The sequence below is a fragment of the Shinella sp. M31 genome, assembly GCF_049199205.1.
GTDB lineage: Bacteria > Pseudomonadota > Alphaproteobacteria > Rhizobiales > Rhizobiaceae > Shinella.
Window position 1 is genome coordinate 1 of the sequence record NZ_JBLZPH010000135.1, and the last position, 17,621, is coordinate 17,621.

Consider the following 17,621-nt stretch of genomic DNA (forward strand, 5'->3'; position numbering starts at 1 on the left):
GGGCCTGCGACATCGGCACCTCGGCACTTGCCGTCGCGAAGGTGATCGTGTCGAGGTCGATACGGCGCACCTTGTCACGCAGACGTGCCGAATGCTTGACCTCGTCGATCGTATAGACGCGCTCGACACGCTCGACCGGCGGCTCGGCGAGGAACTCGTAATAGTCGCGGTCCGGATTGCTCGATGTGTCGATGATGTAGTCGTTGACGGGGATGCGCAGGCGCATCGGCGGCAGCTCGTAACCGACATCGACGAGGCCCGGACGCGGCGCATCGTCCTCCAGTTCCGGCGCATAGACGAGGATGTATTCACGCCCGTCACGGCCGACGCGCGAGCGCTGGATAATATCGCCGTACCGGTTGTAGATCGTTACGATGCGCACGCCGCCGGGACGCTGGATCGTTTCGCGCACACGGCCGCGGGCCAGGTTGTCGTAGAAGACATCCTCGGAATCACGGCGCAGACGCGGACGGTCGTCGCCGCGCACGATCAACTGGTCACCCACCTCCAGAACCGTGCGGTTCTCGACGCGCTCGACGACATTGACCTGTGTGACGCTGTTGTCGATCGTATTGTTGTTGACGATCGTCGTGTTGTTGATGACCGTGTTGTTGACGATATTGGTGGTCTCGGGAACCACGAATTCCGGTGCTTCTTCGACGCGCTTGCCCTCTTCCTTGATCGCCGCCTCGATACGGCCGGGCACGGCTTCGCGCACCTCTTCGGAAATCGCCGCCTGCGCGCTGTCGTCCGTGTCTGGAACGGGCACCTCCTCTTCCTGCGCGCGCTGTTCCTCGCGCTGCTTGCGGCGGTTGTCGCGGCTCTTCTGGCCGCCGGCATTGTCGGCGTCCTTGTCGCTGTCGAGCACGGCCGCGCCATTTTCGACCGGCAGGACCACCGTCTCATCGGTCTTGCCGGGATCCTGCGCGATCTCCTGCTTCTGCTCTTCCGTCAGCGTTTCGACCACCTCCGGCACCGGTTCGGTCGCCGGTGTTTCTTCGCCGGCCTGCTGGCCCTGTTCGGTGGCAGGCTGCTCGGATTGCTGCTCTCCGACGGCCTTCTGTTCGTCAGCCTGACGTTGTTGATCCTCGGCAGCCTTCTGCTCGTCGGCTTGCCGCTGCTGATCTTCAGCCGCCTTCTGCTCATCGGCCTGACGCTGCTGCTCGTCCCCGGCAGCCTTCTGTTCATCAGCCGGACGTTGTTGATCCTCAGCGGCCTTCTGCTCATCAGCCTGACGCTGCTGGTCTTCGGCAGCCTTCTGCTCATCGGCCTGTCGCTGCTGGTCTTCAGCCGCCGCCTTCTGCTCATCGGCTTGCCGCTGTTGATCCTCAGCGGCCTTCTGCTCCTCGGCCTGACGCTGCTGATCCTCAGCCGCCTTCTGCTCGTCGGCCTGCCGCTGCTGATCGTCCTCAGCAGCCTTCTGCTCATCAGCCTGGCGCTGCTGGTCTTCGGCAGCCTTCTGCTCATCGGCCTGCCGCTGCTGGTCTTCCTGCTCGGCGCGCTGCTGTTCTTCCTGCTGTTGTTTCAGCAGTTCCTCCTCGCTCGGCTGGCCTTCGTCGCTGGCCTGGGCCACATCGAAGGGTTTCAGGAGCGCATCGGCCAGCGTCGGCGTTGCGATCAGCGAGGCTGACAGCAGGGGCAGAGCCACGGTGGCAAAAAGTCTGGAGCGGAAAGTCATCGTTCTGTCCTCACGGTGTCCCGTCTATCTCTATGAGGCGCTGCTTCCCGGCTCTTTCGGCCGGCCGGCAACGCCCGTTTCCTGTACAGGCCTAGTCAGCCGGGTGTGAACCGCGCCTGAACGACCTGATCGACCGGCGAGATAGGTCGCGCCGTCGCCAAGACCAGTGGCAGCCATAAAATTGTCTGGGAAACGGGACGCAGGCGCGACGGAAAAGCAGTTGATTTTTTATAAGAAAGAGTTCGATTATCCAACCCAAGCGGGCAGGCCTGCCCGCTTCCATTCAAGGCCCGGACAACAAGAAAAACCCGAGAGCCTTCAACAGAGAGGATCACAATGCGTATTTCCAAACGTTTCACGCTCGCAGCCTCGGCTGCGGTCATCGCCCTCTTCGCGACCTCCGCGATGGCTGAAGGCGAGAAGATCGTGATCGGCACGGAAGGCGCCTACCCGCCCTTCAACAATCTCGAGGCCGACGGCACGCTGACCGGCTTCGACATCGACATCGCCAAGGCGCTCTGCGAGGAAATGAAGGCCGAATGCACCTTCGTGACGCAGGACTGGGACGGCATCATTCCGGCGCTGGTCGCCAAGAAGTTCGACGCCATCGTCGCGTCCATGTCGATCACCGCCGAGCGCAAGGAGAAGGTCGACTTCTCCAAGAAGTACTACAACACGCCGCCGGCCATCATCGTGCCGAAGGATTCCGACATCAAGGAAGCGACGCCTGAGGCGCTCGCCGGCAAGGCGCTCGGCGCGCAGGGTTCCACGACCCACTCCAACTATGCCCAGGCGCATATGAAGGATGCCGACATCAAGATGTATCCGACCTCGGACGAGTACAAGCTCGACATCGCCAACGGCCGCATCGACGCCGCCATCGACGACGTCGTCGTGCTCTCCGAATGGCTGAAGACCGACGCCGGCGCATGCTGCAAGCTGCTCGGCACGCTGCCGATCGACCCGGTCATCAACGGCGAAGGCGCCGGCATCGCGGTGCGCAAGGGCGATCCGCTGGCCGACAAGTTCACCGCGGCGATTGCGGCGATCCGCGCCAACGGCAAGTACCAGGAAATCAACGCCAAGTACTTCCCCTTCGACGTTTACGGCGAATAAGACACGACACATCCGGCTGATGCGGGTTTTTTCTGACCCCATCACCAGAATGCACGGGCGGGAGGGCTTGCTCTCCCGCTCCTTTTGTTTGAGAAGTTGCACATAAAGAAAACGGGCGCGGCAAGCGCCGCAACAAGAAGCGTAAAACGCGCATCGGGGGTAATTCTGGCATGAGCGGGTTCTTCACCGCCATCGTCGAGGCGGTATCCGCATTTTTGGGAATCATTGATCCCCTCTGCGGTCCGGTCGGCATCTTCAATCTTTTCGCGGGCAACACGCTGCTCGCCTGCGGCGCCGCGGGCTGGGGCGACGAGATCGCCTTCGGCTTCCTCGTCACGGCGAGCCTCGCCATCGCCACGCTGCCCGTCGGCCTGTTCCTCGGCTTCTTCATCGCGCTCGCCAAGCAGTCGGAAGAAAAGTCGCTCAGGCTCTCGGCCAATATCTACACCACGCTCTTCCGCGGCCTGCCGGAGCTTCTGACGCTCTTCATCATCTATTACGGCCTGCAGATCGTCGTGCAGAACTTCATGACCGCCGTCGGCTACGAGGGCACGGTCGAGATCAACGCCTTCTTCGCCGGCATGATCGCGCTCGCCATGGTCTTTTCCGCCTATTGCTCGGAAGTGCTGCTGTCGGCCTTCAAGGCCATTCCGCGCGGACAGTACGAGGCCGGCTATGCGCTCGGCCTGCATAACGGCCGCACCATGCAGCTCATCATCCTGCCGCAGCTCATCCGCGTCGCCCTGCCCGGCCTTGGCAATCTGTGGATGGCCCTCCTGAAGGATACCGCTCTGGTCTCCGTCGTCGGCCTGCCGGATATCCTGCGCCAGACGAGCGTCGCCGCCCGCGTGACCAAGGAAGCCTTCGAGTTCTACGTCATCGCCTGCGTGCTCTTCCTTGTCCTCGCCTTCCTCTCCTCGCTGGTCTTCTCCGGCATCGAGGGCTGGGCCAAGCGTTCGGAGGCCGCACGATGAGCTTCGTCACCACCCTGATCGAGCCGCAGGCCCCGCCGCCGGCACCGCCAAAGGCCTTCACCGCCGCCCGCTTCTTCGGCAATGCCTTCCTCGGCGTCTGGCTGGCGCTCGCCGTCGGTATATTCATGATGATCGTCGGCGGCTGGGATCCGGAAAAATTCGCGAAATACGGGCCGAACTACCTGTCCGGTCTCGGCGTCACGCTGCTGCTGGTCGTCTGCTCGGTCGTGCTCGGCGGCCTCATCTCGCTGCCGCTCGCCTTTGCGCGCATGTCGAAGAACCCGGTCCTGTCGTGGATCGCCTATGGCTATGTCTATTTCTTCCGCGGCACGCCCCTGCTCACCCAGCTCTTCTTGATCTATTACGGCCTCGGCAGCTTCTCCGCCGAGCTGAAGGCCATGGGCGTCTGGTGGTTCTTCCGCGACGCCTGGAACTGCGCGCTGCTTGCCTTCACGCTCAACACCGCCGCCTACCAGGCCGAAATCCTGCGCGGCGCCATCCAGAGCGTGCCGCGCGGCCAGCATGAAGGCGCCGACGCGCTCGGCCTGCCGAAAAAGGTCGCCTTTTTCAAGGTCATCCTGCCGCAGGCCCTTATCGTGGCGCTGCGCCCCTACGGCAACGAGATCATCCTGATGATCAAGGGTTCGGCCATCGTCGCCATCGTCACGGTCCTCGACCTGATGGGCCAGACCCGCCTCGCCTTCTCGCGCACCTTCGACTACCAGGCCTATCTCTGGGCCGCGCTGATGTATCTGCTGATGGTGGAACTGCTGCGTAACGTCTGGGCTTGGCTCGAAACCCGCCTGACGCGCCACCTGAAGCGCTGACATGCTTGGCAGCACTCCGAACGGAGCGCTGCCAAGACTTTGATTTCACAAGAAATCTTCCTTTACGCTACGGCATTTTAAGGTGTCGTTAACCTTGCGGGCGCTCAATTATAGGGACCACCATTCATCACGCGATGAGGTCCCTATGACGAACGACATGGCAATGCAGCTCAAGGGCTACGGCATGACCACGGCCCAAATCCTCTACCGCATGCCGGATCACCGGCAGTTCCTGCAGACCTATATCTGGCAGCACTACGACCTCGCCCCGGATTTCCCGGAGATGAAGAGTTTCCTGAAGTTCTGGCAGGAAAAGCTCGACGGCCCCATCCACTCCGTCCGCTACATCCACCGCCGCCTGATCTCGGCGACGGAGTGGCGCGCGCTGAAGGGCGAGTTCGTCATCAATTGAACGGTAGCGAATGTGCGCCCCACTTTTGGTGGTGGCGTGATGACATTAAGTGCGCAATTGATATGCCTGAAGACCTAAGAAAGCAGAACTGGCCGCTCACTCGACCAGTCTTGCAACTCGTGCTCATCAAAAGACTGAACATGAACAGCGCCGTAAGGATTATACTTTAGTTCGTCCTCGTCATAACCATCAACCGGCAGCAAGACCGCACTGCGAAGCGCGAGCGTCTTCTCAACACCGTGAATATAAAGCTCCTCCGCAATAGCGTCCAATATTGCAGTAAGCCCCAATTCGTCCTCAGCAAGAGCCGTTGACACGAACACTTCAGGCAGCCCTATAAGGTGAAACCCGACGCTGAGAAATGAACCATCATCGCACAGTGGCCGCCGGCTGAAAGCCAGGCGACAAAGTCGGGCCAGCAAATGCCCTTCCACAAGCGTTTCCGCATCTCGGCCAATTTGCCTCCATCGTGCTACGCCATGTGCAACGCCGGCGCTTTCCCCCTTCACCGCCGTAGCTCCATTATTGAGAGCATGAATGACCAATCGGAGAGCAATTGCAGATATTTCAACTGCACTTCCCGGATCCATATACGGACAAGCACATACACTACACAACCATGCTCACGCACCGCGATGCCATCCGTAGCATCCCATGCACTTTCGTGAACACGATCCCACGAGGCGTTGAAGGCTTCGGCCATGCGTTCATCGGGTGTATCCTGGGAGAATTCTGCATCGACCTCAAAGCCATCGGCGAAATCATCGATTGCCAACTCCATCGAACGAACAAGCTCTAAAAAGCCTCCCCTTTTGCCCAAGATGCACAGAACATGACGTGGTCGATAGTCAGAAAAACGCATATTCGTAAGCTCTGAAATTTCTAATGGCGAACAGACTGCAGCTTCGTCTAAACAGTTTACACATGCACCGAACCGTGCGCCAGCTCGGTGTCGGACATGTCCACCTTCAGCGAGAAATAGGCGATGACGGCATAGAATGCGGCAACGAAGCCGATGACCACCAGGCCCGGAACCGGTCCGAGCGCTGCATTCGCCACCACGTGCTCCATTGCCAGCGTCATGTCCCGTCCCGCCGTCGCCGGCTTTTGCATCATGGAGGACGAGATTTTCAGCGCCCAGGCGAGCAGCAGGATGAGGTAGAGCCAGCAATAGTTCCGACGCAGCCGACGGCAGGTGGCGTCGCGGTAGCTGATCAGGAATTCCGGCTTGCGCAGGCTTTTCGCAATGGGCGCGGCCCAGTCGAGATCGAGGGCTGCGCGCGGATTGAGGATTTCGGCGAAGTAGAAGCGCTCCAGCTGGCGCACGCGCGCCCGGTAGACGTCGAAGAAGCGGTAGCGCCGCGCCTCGATCATCAGGAGCAGCGAGACGAGCAGCATGGCGAAGAGCAGAACGCCGTGATGCGAGGTCGGTGTCGAAAGCGAGACGGAGAGCAGCGCCGCCACCACCGTGATCGCCCAGTTCGACGTTCGGTCGATCCGGTCGCGCCAGCCGGCCATGCGGCCAAGCTCGCCGCGGTAATAGTGCACCATGGTGTTGATCGTTTCCATCGGCGTCGCCGGCAGGGCGGGACTGCCTGTGCGCTTGGCCTCGGAGGAAAGCGACGAGGGGGACATATCGGCGGGCATTCTTTCCTCCAATTGTCTTTTTGGTCTTGGGGAGATCATGCGCCACTTTCGCCAATTGATAAATGCCTATTTGCACTTACGAGTTTGTCAGGGAAAAGTGGGAACCGGTTTTCCCGAACAGAGAAACGACAACAAAGAAGCCAAAAGTCTGTGAGGTTCATTCTGATGCCGACAGACTTTGGGCCGATGTTTCCGCTTCCGGCCGCCACTGGCGCACAGCCTTCTCCATTGCCAAAATGCCGGGCGACCCGTATGAGACGCCGCATGAAAAAGATCGACGAAGATGCGCTCGCGGAAGCCTATAACCGCGCCCTCTCGCTGGAGAAATCCGGCGATTTCGATGCCGCCGCCAAAGCCTATGCGGAAGTGCTGGCGCTCGACCCGGAAGACCATGGCGGTGCGGCCGTGCGCCTAGCCTCCATGGGCCGCGGCGACACGCCGGAAAAGGCGCCGGACGCCTATGTCGCCACCCTCTTCGACCAGCATGCCGAAGTGTTCGAGGACGTGCTCGTCGAACAGCTCGGCTATTGCGTGCCGCTTCTTGTGCGCCAGCGCTTCCAGGATCTCAAGATGGGTCCGTTCCATCGCGTGCTCGACCTCGGCTGCGGCACGGGCCTGACCGGCGGCGCGCTGCGCGACATGGCGGAGGATATCACCGGTGTCGACCTGTCGGAAAACATGGTGGAAGTCGCCCATGAAAAGGATCTTTACGAGACGCTTTACGTCGCCGAGGCCGTTGATTTCCTCGACGACAACGACGATGAGCCCTTCGACCTGATCACCGCCACCGACGTGCTGCCCTATCTCGGCGCGCTGGAGCCGCTGTTCTTCGGCGCCGCCGAGAACCTCGTGGCCGGCGGACACTTCATCTTCTCCTCGGAAACGCTGCCGGCCGAGACCTTCGCCGGTCGCCCCTTCATGGTCGGCCCGCATCAGCGGTTTGCCCACGCGCCTGACTATGTCCGCCAGCGGCTCGACGAGACCGGCTTCGACTTCGTCGAGATCACCGATATCACGGTCCGAATGGAAGAAGGTGAGCCGATCGCCGGCCATCTCGTGCTGGCGAAATATCGCGGCTGACGTCTGGGGCGCATTGCCCCCGACGCAAGAGAAACACTTTCGCCGGAAACGATGATCCGCTAAACCTCCTGCCAGCAAGCGCAGGAGGTTACGGCATGGCAAAGGTTGCGTTCATCGGTCTCGGCGTCATGGGTTATCCCATGGCCGGTCACCTGAAGGTCAAGGGCGGCCATGAGGTCGCGGTCTATAACCGCACCTTCGCCAAGGCAGAGAAATGGGCGGCCGAATTCGACGGCACGGCCTTCCGCACCCCGGCAGAGGCGGCAAAGGGCGCCGACTTCGTCTTCACCTGCGTCGGCAATGACGATGACCTGCGATCCGTCACCACCGCCAAGGATGGCGTGATCGAAGGCATGAAGTCCGGCGCTACGCTCATCGACAACACCACGGCCTCCGCCGAAGTCGCCCGCGAGCTCGATGCCGCATGCAAGGCCAAGGGCCTGCATTTCATCGACGCCCCGGTTTCCGGCGGCCAGGCCGGTGCCGAAAACGGCGTTCTGACCGTCATGTGCGGCGGCGAAGAAGCGGTTTTCGAAAAGGCCAGACCCGTCATCGACGCCTATGCCCGCATGGTCGGCCGCATGGGCGAGGCAGGCGCTGGGCAGCTCGCCAAGATGGTCAACCAGATCTGCGTGGCCGGCGTCGTGCAGGGCCTCGCCGAGGCCATCCATTTCGGCAAGAAATCCGGCCTCGACATGGAGGCGGTCATCGAGGTCATCTCCAAGGGGGCGGCCGGCTCCTGGCAGATGGACAACCGCCACAAGACGATGATCGCGGGCAAATACGATTTCGGCTTCGCCATCGACTGGATGCGCAAGGACCTCGACATCGTCCTGTCCGAAGCCCGCCGCAATGGCGCAAAGCTTCCCACCACCGCCCTCATCGACCAGTTCTACGGCGACGTGCAGGATATGGGCGGCAACCGCTGGGACACGTCTTCGCTGCTTGCCCGCCTCGAACGGAAATGATCGGAAAGTCCTCCACCGCCGGCGAGATCATCGAATACCTCCGGTCGTTGCGATCGGAGGACGCCATCGCCAGCATGAAGCGCTTCGGCATCGTCACGCAAACGGCGCTCGGCATTTCCAACCCCGACCTGCAGAAAATCGGCCGCCTGACGGGTAAGGATCACGCCCGCACCTTCACCCTGTGGGCCAGCGATATCCGCGAAGCCCGCATGCTGGCGCTCTACACGCTGGAGCCGAAGAAGCTGACGCCGGACGAGGCGCTCCGTCTTGCCGAGGACTTCAACTCCTGGGAAGTGGTCGATAACGCCGCCGATATCTTTATCGAGGCGAACCTTGCCTCACTGATCCCGGCATTCGCGGCCGACGAGCGGGAATTCGTGCGCCGCACCGCCTTCGCCATGATCGCAAGTGCAGCCGTGCATATGAAGACGGAGCCGGACGAAACGCTGATCGGCTGGCTCGATCTCGTCGAAGACCACGCCGGCGATCCGCGCAATTTCGTCAAGAAGGCGGTCAACTGGGCGCTGCGCAACGTCGGCAAGCGCAGCCAGGCCAGCCATGCGCCGGCGCTTGCCCTGGCGAGAACCCTCGCCGGCAGCAGCGACAGCACGGCCCGCTGGATCGGCAAGGATGCGGTGCGGGAACTGACGGACGAGAAAACTCTCGCCCGCCTCAAGCGCTGATCATTCGTCGCTGTTCTTCTGGTTGTCGACGGTCATGTAATCGAGCGGCAGCTCGGTCGTGTACTTGATCTGCTCCATGGCAAAGGCCGAGGAGACATCGCGAATTTCGATGCGGGCGATCATGCGCTTGTAGAAGGCATCATACGCGCCGATATCGGGCACGACGACGCGCAGCAGGTAATCCACCTCGCCGCTCATGCGGTAGAATTCGACGACCTCGGGGAATTCGACGATCACTTCCGAAAAGCGCTTCAGCCATTCTGTCGAATGCGAATTGGTGCGGATCGAGACGAAGACGGTAACCTTGGTGTTGATCTTGACCGGATCAAGCAGCGCGACGCGCTTGCGGATCACACCGTCCTCTTCCATCTTCTGGATGCGCCGCCAGCAGGGCGTGGTCGACAGTCCGACCTTCTTGGCGAGGTCGGCCACAGCCAGCGTGGAATCTTCCTGCAGAAGGCGCAGGATTTTTCGATCCAGACGATCCATTATAGTCCCCTAACAGTCCCCAAAGAAATTTAATTCCCTCATATACCGAGATTTCGGCAAATGGGAAGAATGTCATTTCACATCCGCGAGAGTTTTCACCCGCTTTCGCAGTTCCGGCAGAACCTCGTCCGAGAACCACGGATTGCGTTTCAGCCAGCCGCTGTTGCGCCAGCTCGGATGCGGCAGCGGCAGAACGGCGGGCGCCGCATTGCGGCCGAGATGCCGGCGCCAGTCGCGTACCGTCTCGGTCATGCTCTTTCCCTTCGCTGCGCCGAGATGCCAGGCCTGCGCGTATTGGCCGATCGCCAGCACCAGTTCGACCTGCGGCATGGCCGCGATGACCCGTGAACGCCAGAGCGGCGCGCATTCCCGCCGCGGCGGCAGGTCGCTGCCATGCGCGTCATAACCGGGAAAACAGAAGCCCATCGGCACGATGGCGAACTTTTCCGGGGCGTAGAATTCTTCCCGCGTCACGCCCAGCCATTCGCGCAGCCGGTCGCCGGAGGCATCGTTGAAAGGCAGTCCGCTCTCATGCACCCGAAGCCCCGGCGCCTGTCCGGCAATCAGGATGCGCGCCGTCGCGGAGAGAACGGCGACTGGCCGTGGCTCGTGCGGCAGACGATCCTCCGGCCCCCCGGCCGGTGCGTCCCGACAGAGCCGACAGGCCGCGATGGCCGCGCTGAGCGCGGCGATATCGTCCGCGGGCTTGCGCTCGTTCATCGCGCCATCCGTCAGCCAAAACCCAGCGTCGACAGGATGGCATCGAGCACGCCGGGTTCCCCCGTATGTGTATCCTCCTGCGGCCGACCATTCATGCGGCGCCATTGCTGCGGCAAATCGAATTCCGTGGCCCAAAGCCCCTTGCGTTCGGCCTTGGCGAACTGCTCCTCGTCCTCGTAGCCGCCATAGGCCACTGCCAGTCCCTCGCGCACCATGCGCGCGCCGAGATCGCCGGCCTCCGTCTCGCAGCGCGCCAGCAGCCGGTCGTATTTGTCCCTGCCCTGCATCCGGCAGGTCACCGGTCCCGCACGCAAAAACTCGGCGAGCCGCGAGCGGGCGGCCACACCACAGCGCCAGTCCTCGCCGTCGCGCTTGCATATCTGCATCATCTCCGGCGTATCCATGCCGACGAGACGGATGCGGTGCCCGTCGAGCGTCAGCGTGTCGCCGTCGGCGGCGCGCGCCGTCCCGGTGATCGTCTCGCCGCTTTCGCCGCCGATGCGCAGCACGATCAGCGCCGTCAGCGCCAGGATCGCCATCGCCACCCCGACATCACGCGCCCCTTTGGAAAGCCCCATGAAATTCCGCTTTCTACCGTTTTGTCCTGACGCAGCGTCATATCCGAAACGCCGCCGCGTTCACGCTACGGAAAATGTCGGAATGGTTCGTAAATGGTTTATGCACGGCAGCATCTTCTTAAGGATTGCCCCCTAGAATTCAACGCCAACAGCAACCGTTTCAATCGTGATGAGTACCGGCGTCAGTACCTCGACCGACAAGATCATCGTCGACAAGTCGCGCAGCCACAGAAACAAGGCTGTTTCGCGGGCTGTCCGCGCGACTCGCGAACGGTTGCAGACGGCGACGGGGATTTCCGCCGGCCTCGAGCGGGAAATGCTGCAGCTCCACATCGCCTCCGTGGTGCAGAGCGCGCTCATCATCCCCGCCATCATCGTGATGATCGCCGCCATCGGCATCTATTTCACGCAGGAAATCGGCCTGACGGCCTGGGCGGTGCTGGCGCTCAGCGTGCATGCGGTGGGCATGATCATCGCGCGTCGCGCGCGCGGAAAAGATATCACCGTCGACAACGTCCAGCGCTGGCAGCGCCGCTTCCTCGCGGCGCAGCTGCTGATGGGCATCGCCTGGGCAACCTTTGCGCTCCAGACCTGCGGCAAGTGCACCGGCGTCACCTTCGAGCTCTATCAGGGCACCGCCCTCCTCGTCGCGCTTGCCGTCACGACGATCACGACGCTGATGCTACGCCACGCGGTGCTTTTCGCCTTCGCGCCGACGGTGGCAGCCCTAGTCCTCTCGGCCCTGCTGCGCCCCGCTCCGACCACGATGGCCATGGCGGCGATCATCGCCGCCGCCCTCGCCTTCCTCATCTTCATGACGCATCGCCTGCGCCAGACCAGCGCCCAGCTCCTCTCCTCGCAATCGGAGAAGGACGACCTGATCGCCGAGCTGGAAGTGGCCAAATCCATGTCGGACGAGGCCCGCCGCCGCGCGGAGGAAGCCAACCTCGCGAAATCCCGGTTCCTCGCCTCCATGTCGCACGAGTTGCGCACGCCGCTGAACGCCATCCTCGGCTTCTCCGAGGTCATGTCGACGGAAGTGCTCGGGCCGCTCAACAACCCGGTCTACAAGGAATACACCTCGGACATCCACCGCTCCGGCCAGCACCTGCTCAACCTCATCAACGAGATCCTCGACCTCTCGCGCATCGAGGCGGGCAAGTACGACCTGTCGGAGGACAGCGTGCATCTCGTCGATATCGCGGAGGATTGCATCGGCATGGTGCAACTGCGCGCGCGGGCGAAGAACATTACGATTGCCGAACAGGTCGAAGGCGGCATGCCGGCTCTCTGGGCGGATGAGAAGGCGCTGCGCCAGGTCGTGCTGAACCTGTTGTCCAATGCCGTGAAATTCACGCCCCAGGGCGGCGAGATCGTCGTCAAGGCCGGCTGGACAGCCGGCGGCGGGCAATATCTCTCCATCAAGGACAACGGCCCCGGCATCCCCGAGGACGAAATCCCCATCGTGCTCTCGGCCTTCGGTCAGGGCTCCATCGCCATCAAGAGCGCCGAACAGGGCACCGGCCTCGGCCTGCCGATCGTCCAGGCGATTCTTGCCAAGCACAATGGCGAATTCATCCTGAAATCGAAGCTGCGCGAAGGCACCGAAGCCATCGCCATCCTGCCCGCCAAGCGCGTGCTGCAAAGCCTGCCCGCCGTTACGGAAACCCAGGCCGTTTCGCCGCGCCGGAAAAGCTTTGCCTGAGCCCGTAAAACCTCAGATGAACTGCGAAATCACCACATACCCGGCATAACCGGCATTGGCGACGATCAGGCAGAACACCGCGAAGGACCCAAGGTCCTTCGAGTGCTTGCCCATCTCCGAAATCTCCGGCGATACCCGGTCGACGATCTCCTCGATGGCCGTGTTAAGCGCCTCGAAAGCGATCATCAGCAAAAAGAGGATCGCCATCGCCACATATTGGAAGAAGTTGGCGCCGACGATGGCGAAGATGACCATGGCGACGCCGAAGGCGATCAGCTCATGGCGGAAGGCGGATTCGCCGAGCAGGCGCCGAGCGCCGGCAGCCGAATAGGTCGCCGCGGCGATCAGGTGGCTGAAGCCCGTCTTCTTTTCGATTGGTCCCTGACCCATTCTTCAATCCTGTTCTTGCCGCACTCGTGGAGCAAATACCCCGGCAATTTGTTTGCCGCATTTCCAGTCGACGCGATCTCGCTTCGGCTGGAAATGCTTGGGGGTCTCAATCCACGCCATCAAGGCTCTTTGCCGACCGCTCGCTACGAACGGTTGCTGACGCCCGCCTGAACGAAGGTCGCCATGCCGGAATGGCAGGCGGCCGCCGCCTTGACGATTCCGGCGGCAAGGGCCGCACCGGTGCCCTCGCCCAGACGCATGCCGAGCGCCAGAAGCGGCGTCTTGCCGAGCTTCTCGATCGCCTTCATATGCGCCGGCTCCGCCGAGACATGGCCGATCAGGCAATGGTCGAGGGCCGATGGATTGGCGGCGCGCAGGATGGCGCCGGCCGCCGTCGCGACATAGCCGTCGATGATGACGGGGATTTTCTGCATGCGCGCGGCAAGGATCGCGCCGGCCATCGCCGCGATCTCGCGGCCGCCGAGGCGGCGCAGAACTTCCAGGGGATCGGAAAGGTGATCGCGGTTCAGCGCCACCGCCTTCTCGACGGCGGCGATCTTGCGCTGGAGCACATCACCTTCCGAACCGGTGCCCGGACCGACCCATTCCGCAGCCGTGCCGCCGTAAAGCGCCAGGTTGATGGCCGCGGCGATCGTCGTGTTGCCGATACCCATTTCGCCGATGCAGAGCAGGTCCGTGCCGCCGGCAACGGCTTCCATGCCGAAGGCCATGGTGGCGGCGCAGTCGCGTTCCGACAGCGCCGGCTCTTCGGTAATGTCGGCCGTCGGATAATCGAGCGCGAGGTCGAAGACCTTCAGGCCGAGATCGTGCGTCACGCAGATCTGGTTGATCGCCGCGCCGCCGGCCGCGAAGTTTTCCACCATCTGCGCCGTGACGGAGGACGGATAGGGCGTGATGCCCTGCTTGGTGACGCCGTGGTTGCCGGCGAAGATCGCGACCAGCGGGCGCGTCACGGCCGGAGCGCGGCCGGTCCAGGCGGCAAGCCAGAAGGCGATCTCTTCCAGGCGGCCGAGCGCACCCGGCGGCTTGGTCAGCTGTGCGTCCCGCTCGCGCGCGGCCACCAGCGCGGCCGCATCCGGACCGGGCAGATTGCGCAGCAATTCACGGAAATCATCGAACGGCAGGCCGCTGGCACTCATCTTGGGAATTCCTTGGTTGGGCTTTCAAAGGCAGGTGCTTCCTAATAGAGGCAGGGCGCGGCGCCGACAACCGCATTTGCGGCAGAGGCTGCCGCCTTTTGCGGCGGCAGGCGGCGACAGGTGTCGCGCATCGGAAAGTGGCCCGGCGATACGGGTTCTACGATGCCGACACGGGTGCGAAGACTGCGCGGCGGTCAGCACCCTCCTCCATCCTCGAGCATGCTCCGGGGACTATTCTTCCAGGGGTCGGCAGCCAGTCCGGCCGCCCGCCAGCAGGGGCCCAAAGCGTGACCATCCAGGACTATATCGACGACATCGCCCGCTCCGTCGCCTTTCTCTCCCGCGTGCATGTACCGCAGCGCCATTTCATCGGCCATGACGGCAAGCTGTCACGCGCCGTCGCGGCTTTTCCCATCGCCGGCGTGCTGATCGTGCTGCCGCCGGCAGCGCTTGCCGCCGTGCTGCTCGCCTTCCACGCCCCGCCGCTGCTGCTCGCCTTCGCCGTGCTCGGCCTGCAGGTGCTGATAACAGGCGCGCTGCATGAGGACGGCCTGTCCGACAGCGCCGACGGCATCGGCGGCGGGCGCGACCGCGACAGCTCGCTCGCCATCATGAAGGACAGCCGCGCCGGCTCTTATGGCGTCGTCGCGCTCGTCCTGTCTTTCGGTATCCGCAGCGCCGCCATATCAGCGCTCGCCCTCGTCCTGACGCCCGCCGGCCTTGCCATGGCCGTGCTCGCCGCCGCGGCCGCAAGCCGCACCACCATGGTCTGGCACTGGTCGCTTTTGCCGCCCGCCCGGCGCGATGGGGTGGCCGCCTCGGTCGGCGAGCCGGACCGCACGGCAACCGTCGTGGCGCTCGTCACCGGCATCCTGCTTGCCGCCGCCCTTCTCATGCCGCACGCGACGATCTTTTCGCTGGTACTTTCGCTCGTCGCCGCCATCGCCGCCGTGCTGGTGTTCAACCGCATCACGCTGCGCAAAATCGGCGGCCATACCGGCGATACGATCGGCGCCACGCAGCAGCTCACGGAAATGTCGGTCCTTACGGCTCTTGCCTTGGCGCTGTGAGCTGACGATATAGGACTGCGAAAGCACAAGTGGGATCTCCGGAGACGCAATGGAATCGCCCTGCATCCTCGTCTGTTCGATCGACATGGTGACCGGCTACTGTTTCGGCTGCGGCCGCACGCGCGATGAAATCGGCGCGTGGTCGCTCTACACGTCCGAACAGCGCCGCGCGATCATGGCCGAACTGCCGGCCCGTCTCGAAACCGTCGAGCGCAAGCCGCGCCGCGAGACCCGCCGCACGCGCATGGCGCGGGAGCGCGGCGAGGCATGAGGCTCTATATCCTCTTCGGCATTCTGGGCGCCGGCCTCGTGCTCCTGATCCTCAATCACGACGGCGGCCGCACGCTCGGCATCGACAACAATGATTTCGGCCGCCTCGTCACCCTGTCGGCGATCGGCACGATGATGGGCGCGGGCATTCTCGCCAGCCGCCGGCAATGGGGCGAAAGCCTGCGTCAGGCCGCGATCTGGCTACTCATCATCCTTGCCCTCGCAACGGGCTATCTCTATCGCTTCGACCTTCAGCACGTCGGCAACCGGCTGACAGCCGGCCTTATCCCCGGCCGCGCGGTCGTGACGACGGGCGCCGGCGGCGAGCAGATCCTCGTGATCAACAAAGGCGTCTCCGGCCATTTCGAAGCCGATGTCAGCATCGACGGCACGCCGCTGCGCATGATGGTCGATACCGGCGCAAGCTCGATCGTGCTCACCTATGACGACGCGATGCGGCTCGGCATCAACGCCGACAATCTCGTCTTCTCCATCGAAGTCTCCACTGCCAACGGCCGCGCCATGGCCGCCCCGGTAACGCTGCGCCAGGTCGCCATCGGCCCCATCATGCGCGGCACGATCCGCGGCATGGTCACCCAGCCCGGCCAGCTCGACCAGAGTCTGCTCGGCATGAGCTTCCTGGAAACCCTCGGATCCATCGAGATTACCCGCGACGAGCTGCGGCTGAAGGATTGATCAGGCCGCGGTCTCGAAGCGGTAGTGGAGCCGCACGCATCCCCGGTCGATCGCCTTGGCGCTGATGAGCGTCGGGCTGGCGCGGAACCCCGTCAGCGGAAACAGCGGATGCCCGCCCCCGAGCATTTCCGGGATGACATAGATCTCGATCTCGTCCAACGCGCCGCGTTCGAGAAACGCCATCTGCAGCTTGCCGCCGCCCAGCATCCAGACATCGCCGTCATCGAGCGCGCGCAGTTCCGCAATCAACGCATCGATATCGCTGCGGATTTCGAGAGGCCCCTTCGGCGCTTCGATCGGCCGCGACGTGACGACGAAAGTCCGCTTGCCGTCATAGGCCCAGGGCGACGGGTCGCGCGCGACGAAATCATAGGTGCCCCGCCCCATCACGACGGTGCGGATGCCGTTTAGAAAGGTGCGATAGTCATGCTCGCCGAGATCCATCCCGTCATATTTGAAGAGCCAATCCAGATTGTCGTTCTCGGCAGCGATCAGCCCGTCGAGGCTGGCGGCGATGTAACCCAATATCCTGGCCATATGAATCCCCTTGAAAAATAAACGAACATTCATTTATATATAGCCATGGCGCGACGCAAGACAATTACCGACGAGCGGCTGCTCGACACCCTTCTGGAAACCGTAATGCAGGTCGGCCCTGCGGGCCTCACCTTCGCCCGTGCCGCCAAAGCGTCTGGTCTCTCGGCGGCGACGCTGGTGCAACGCTATGGCGACCGCGAGAAGATGGTGCGGGCCGTGCTGCTGCGGGCCTGGGACCGGCTGGACGCGGAGACCGACGCGGCAGACGCCGAAGCTGACTTGAGCCCGGCTGGCGCCGTCGATCTCCTAATGCGGCTGATGCCGGCGGAAACAGCCGAACGCAATGCGACCGACGGCCTGCTCCTTCTGCGCGAGGATATCCGGGACCCGGCCCTTCGCGCCCGCGGCGCCGCCTGGGCCTATCGCCTGGCCGAGGCCCTTGCGCGGCGCCTGTCGGACGATGCCGCTGAAGGAACACGCCTCGCCTGGCAGATGGCGAGCATCTGGCAGGGCGCGCATATCTGGTGGGCGTTCACCCGCGAGGAGCCGGCCGAACGGGCGATACGGCGCGTGCTGGAAAGCTGGCTCGAGGAACGAAACAGCCGGGCCTGATTTCCATTT

At 63.1% G+C, this 17,621-nt stretch carries 23 protein-coding genes; 12 read left to right on the top strand and 11 right to left on the bottom strand.

What is annotated here, in order from left to right:
* A partial coding sequence (locus ACOZKU_RS21360) for a hypothetical protein (protein ID WP_421580587.1) occupies positions 1–1,678 on the bottom strand: 1,678 nt, incomplete at its 3' end.
* 95 nt (positions 1,679–1,773) lie between these two features.
* Complete coding sequence (locus ACOZKU_RS21365) at positions 1,774–2,037, bottom strand: hypothetical protein (protein ID WP_421580588.1); 264 nt, start codon at positions 2,035–2,037, stop codon at positions 1,774–1,776.
* On the opposite strand from ACOZKU_RS21365, the gene ACOZKU_RS21370 reads away from it, so the two are divergent.
* The 4 genes from ACOZKU_RS21370 to ACOZKU_RS21385 all read left to right on the top strand — a co-directional run bounded on the left by ACOZKU_RS21370 (position 2,015) and on the right by ACOZKU_RS21385 (position 5,007).
* On the top strand, positions 2,015–2,794 hold the full coding sequence (locus ACOZKU_RS21370; RefSeq protein ID WP_314084323.1) for an ABC transporter substrate-binding protein: 780 nt from the start codon (positions 2,015–2,017) through the stop codon (positions 2,792–2,794). The two genes, ACOZKU_RS21365 and ACOZKU_RS21370, sit on opposite strands and share 23 nt — an antisense overlap.
* Positions 2,795–2,964: 170 nt before the next feature.
* Entirely contained in the window at positions 2,965–3,768 is an 804-nt protein-coding gene (locus ACOZKU_RS21375; RefSeq protein WP_421580589.1) for an ABC transporter permease, read from the top strand.
* Entirely contained in the window at positions 3,765–4,595 is an 831-nt protein-coding gene (locus ACOZKU_RS21380; RefSeq protein ID WP_421580590.1) for an ABC transporter permease, read from the top strand. Before ACOZKU_RS21375 ends, ACOZKU_RS21380 begins: the two co-directional genes overlap by 4 nt.
* A gap of 145 nt (positions 4,596–4,740) precedes the next feature.
* On the top strand, positions 4,741–5,007 hold the full coding sequence (locus ACOZKU_RS21385) for an aspartate-semialdehyde dehydrogenase (protein ID WP_314084338.1): 267 nt from the start codon (positions 4,741–4,743) through the stop codon (positions 5,005–5,007).
* A 74-nt stretch (positions 5,008–5,081) separates the two neighbouring features.
* On the opposite strand, the gene ACOZKU_RS21390 is transcribed toward ACOZKU_RS21385, so the two are convergent.
* Genes ACOZKU_RS21390 through ACOZKU_RS21400 form a run of 3 tightly spaced genes read right to left on the bottom strand, consistent with a single transcriptional unit; the run spans position 5,082 to position 6,654 of the window.
* Positions 5,082–5,516, bottom strand: coding sequence for a hypothetical protein (locus tag ACOZKU_RS21390; RefSeq protein WP_421580591.1), 435 nt, complete (start codon positions 5,514–5,516; stop codon positions 5,082–5,084).
* Entirely contained in the window at positions 5,513–5,869 is a 357-nt protein-coding gene (locus ACOZKU_RS21395) for a hypothetical protein (protein WP_421580592.1), read from the bottom strand. Before ACOZKU_RS21395 ends, ACOZKU_RS21390 begins: the two co-directional genes overlap by 4 nt.
* 56 nt (positions 5,870–5,925) lie before the next feature.
* Positions 5,926–6,654 (bottom strand): DUF2270 domain-containing protein, encoded by a 729-nt coding sequence (locus ACOZKU_RS21400; protein WP_421580593.1) that lies wholly within the window; start codon positions 6,652–6,654, stop codon positions 5,926–5,928.
* Positions 6,655–6,906: 252 nt separating this feature from the next.
* On the opposite strand from ACOZKU_RS21400, the gene ACOZKU_RS21405 reads away from it, so the two are divergent.
* The 3 genes from ACOZKU_RS21405 (at position 6,907) to ACOZKU_RS21415 (ending at position 9,385) form a co-directional block, all read left to right on the top strand.
* Positions 6,907–7,734, top strand: coding sequence for a methyltransferase (locus tag ACOZKU_RS21405; protein ID WP_421580594.1), 828 nt, complete (start codon positions 6,907–6,909; stop codon positions 7,732–7,734).
* 95 nt (positions 7,735–7,829) lie between these two features.
* Positions 7,830–8,702, top strand: coding sequence for an NAD(P)-dependent oxidoreductase (locus ACOZKU_RS21410; RefSeq protein WP_421580595.1), 873 nt, complete (start codon positions 7,830–7,832; stop codon positions 8,700–8,702).
* A complete protein-coding gene (locus tag ACOZKU_RS21415) occupies positions 8,699–9,385 on the top strand; it encodes a DNA alkylation repair protein (RefSeq protein ID WP_421580596.1) in 687 nt (228 codons plus the stop codon). Before ACOZKU_RS21410 ends, ACOZKU_RS21415 begins: the two co-directional genes overlap by 4 nt.
* On the opposite strand, the gene ACOZKU_RS21420 is transcribed toward ACOZKU_RS21415, so the two are convergent.
* From ACOZKU_RS21420 to ACOZKU_RS21430, 3 genes are all read right to left on the bottom strand, one after another.
* Positions 9,386–9,874, bottom strand: coding sequence for an Lrp/AsnC family transcriptional regulator (locus tag ACOZKU_RS21420; RefSeq protein WP_117366291.1), 489 nt, complete (start codon positions 9,872–9,874; stop codon positions 9,386–9,388).
* Between the two features lie 72 nt (positions 9,875–9,946).
* Positions 9,947–10,594, bottom strand: coding sequence for a uracil-DNA glycosylase family protein (locus tag ACOZKU_RS21425; protein WP_421580597.1), 648 nt, complete (start codon positions 10,592–10,594; stop codon positions 9,947–9,949).
* Positions 10,595–10,605: 11 nt separating this feature from the next.
* Positions 10,606–11,172, bottom strand: a complete 567-nt coding sequence (locus ACOZKU_RS21430) for a thermonuclease family protein (protein ID WP_421580598.1) — start codon at positions 11,170–11,172, stop codon at positions 10,606–10,608.
* 169 nt (positions 11,173–11,341) lie between these two features.
* On the opposite strand from ACOZKU_RS21430, the gene ACOZKU_RS21435 reads away from it, so the two are divergent.
* Entirely contained in the window at positions 11,342–12,877 is a 1,536-nt protein-coding gene (locus ACOZKU_RS21435; protein WP_421580633.1) for a sensor histidine kinase, read from the top strand.
* A gap of 12 nt (positions 12,878–12,889) precedes the next feature.
* On the opposite strand, the gene ACOZKU_RS21440 is transcribed toward ACOZKU_RS21435, so the two are convergent.
* Both ACOZKU_RS21440 and cobT read right to left on the bottom strand, forming a co-directional pair.
* Positions 12,890–13,267, bottom strand: a complete 378-nt coding sequence (locus ACOZKU_RS21440) for a diacylglycerol kinase (RefSeq protein ID WP_421580599.1) — start codon at positions 13,265–13,267, stop codon at positions 12,890–12,892.
* Between the two features lie 143 nt (positions 13,268–13,410).
* The gene (gene cobT, locus ACOZKU_RS21445; RefSeq protein ID WP_421580600.1) at positions 13,411–14,427 is read right to left on the bottom strand and encodes a nicotinate-nucleotide--dimethylbenzimidazole phosphoribosyltransferase; all 1,017 of its coding nucleotides are present in this window, start codon (positions 14,425–14,427) and stop codon (positions 13,411–13,413) included.
* A gap of 287 nt (positions 14,428–14,714) precedes the next feature.
* On the opposite strand from cobT, the gene ACOZKU_RS21450 reads away from it, so the two are divergent.
* From ACOZKU_RS21450 to ACOZKU_RS21460, 3 genes are read left to right on the top strand one after another with little or no spacing between them, the layout of a single operon-like run.
* The gene (locus ACOZKU_RS21450; RefSeq protein ID WP_421580601.1) at positions 14,715–15,497 is read left to right on the top strand and encodes an adenosylcobinamide-GDP ribazoletransferase; all 783 of its coding nucleotides are present in this window, start codon (positions 14,715–14,717) and stop codon (positions 15,495–15,497) included.
* A 49-nt stretch (positions 15,498–15,546) separates the two neighbouring features.
* Positions 15,547–15,768: a DUF1289 domain-containing protein gene (locus ACOZKU_RS21455; protein ID WP_314084372.1), complete on the top strand. Its 222-nt coding sequence runs from the start codon at positions 15,547–15,549 to the stop codon at positions 15,766–15,768.
* Positions 15,765–16,463, top strand: coding sequence for a retropepsin-like aspartic protease family protein (locus tag ACOZKU_RS21460; RefSeq protein ID WP_421580602.1), 699 nt, complete (start codon positions 15,765–15,767; stop codon positions 16,461–16,463). Before ACOZKU_RS21455 ends, ACOZKU_RS21460 begins: the two co-directional genes overlap by 4 nt.
* Here the strand turns inward: ACOZKU_RS21460 and ACOZKU_RS21465 are convergent, their stop codons facing one another.
* Positions 16,464–17,000, bottom strand: coding sequence for a dihydrofolate reductase family protein (locus tag ACOZKU_RS21465; protein ID WP_421580603.1), 537 nt, complete (start codon positions 16,998–17,000; stop codon positions 16,464–16,466). It abuts the gene before it with no gap.
* Between the two features lie 45 nt (positions 17,001–17,045).
* On the opposite strand from ACOZKU_RS21465, the gene ACOZKU_RS21470 reads away from it, so the two are divergent.
* Positions 17,046–17,612 carry a TetR/AcrR family transcriptional regulator gene (locus ACOZKU_RS21470; RefSeq protein WP_421580604.1) on the top strand — a complete coding sequence of 189 codons (567 nt, stop codon included), beginning with the start codon at positions 17,046–17,048 and terminating at the stop codon, positions 17,610–17,612.
* The last annotated feature ends 9 nt before the right edge of the window (positions 17,613–17,621 follow it).

Bases quoted from the DNA above. Each gene is read 5' to 3' on its own strand.
- ACOZKU_RS21370 (WP_314084323.1), top strand. From the start codon at position 2,015: ATGCGTATTTCCAAACGTTTCACGCTCGCAGCCTCGGCTGCGGTCATC.
- ACOZKU_RS21375 (WP_421580589.1), top strand. From the start codon at position 2,965: ATGAGCGGGTTCTTCACCGCCATCGTCGAGGCGGTATCCGCATTTTTG.
- ACOZKU_RS21380 (WP_421580590.1), top strand. From the start codon at position 3,765: ATGAGCTTCGTCACCACCCTGATCGAGCCGCAGGCCCCGCCGCCGGCA.
- ACOZKU_RS21385 (WP_314084338.1), top strand. From the start codon at position 4,741: ATGACGAACGACATGGCAATGCAGCTCAAGGGCTACGGCATGACCACG.
- ACOZKU_RS21395 (WP_421580592.1), bottom strand. From the start codon at position 5,869: ATGCGTTTTTCTGACTATCGACCACGTCATGTTCTGTGCATCTTGGGC.
- ACOZKU_RS21400 (WP_421580593.1), bottom strand. From the start codon at position 6,654: ATGCCCGCCGATATGTCCCCCTCGTCGCTTTCCTCCGAGGCCAAGCGC.
- ACOZKU_RS21405 (WP_421580594.1), top strand. From the start codon at position 6,907: ATGAGACGCCGCATGAAAAAGATCGACGAAGATGCGCTCGCGGAAGCC.
- ACOZKU_RS21410 (WP_421580595.1), top strand. From the start codon at position 7,830: ATGGCAAAGGTTGCGTTCATCGGTCTCGGCGTCATGGGTTATCCCATG.
- ACOZKU_RS21415 (WP_421580596.1), top strand. From the start codon at position 8,699: ATGATCGGAAAGTCCTCCACCGCCGGCGAGATCATCGAATACCTCCGG.
- ACOZKU_RS21420 (WP_117366291.1), bottom strand. From the start codon at position 9,874: ATGGATCGTCTGGATCGAAAAATCCTGCGCCTTCTGCAGGAAGATTCC.
- ACOZKU_RS21425 (WP_421580597.1), bottom strand. From the start codon at position 10,594: ATGAACGAGCGCAAGCCCGCGGACGATATCGCCGCGCTCAGCGCGGCC.
- ACOZKU_RS21430 (WP_421580598.1), bottom strand. From the start codon at position 11,172: ATGGGGCTTTCCAAAGGGGCGCGTGATGTCGGGGTGGCGATGGCGATC.
- ACOZKU_RS21435 (WP_421580633.1), top strand. From the start codon at position 11,342: ATGAGTACCGGCGTCAGTACCTCGACCGACAAGATCATCGTCGACAAG.
- ACOZKU_RS21440 (WP_421580599.1), bottom strand. From the start codon at position 13,267: ATGGGTCAGGGACCAATCGAAAAGAAGACGGGCTTCAGCCACCTGATC.
- cobT (WP_421580600.1), bottom strand. From the start codon at position 14,427: ATGAGTGCCAGCGGCCTGCCGTTCGATGATTTCCGTGAATTGCTGCGC.
- ACOZKU_RS21455 (WP_314084372.1), top strand. From the start codon at position 15,547: ATGGAATCGCCCTGCATCCTCGTCTGTTCGATCGACATGGTGACCGGC.
- ACOZKU_RS21460 (WP_421580602.1), top strand. From the start codon at position 15,765: ATGAGGCTCTATATCCTCTTCGGCATTCTGGGCGCCGGCCTCGTGCTC.
- ACOZKU_RS21465 (WP_421580603.1), bottom strand. From the start codon at position 17,000: ATGGCCAGGATATTGGGTTACATCGCCGCCAGCCTCGACGGGCTGATC.
- ACOZKU_RS21470 (WP_421580604.1), top strand. From the start codon at position 17,046: ATGGCGCGACGCAAGACAATTACCGACGAGCGGCTGCTCGACACCCTT.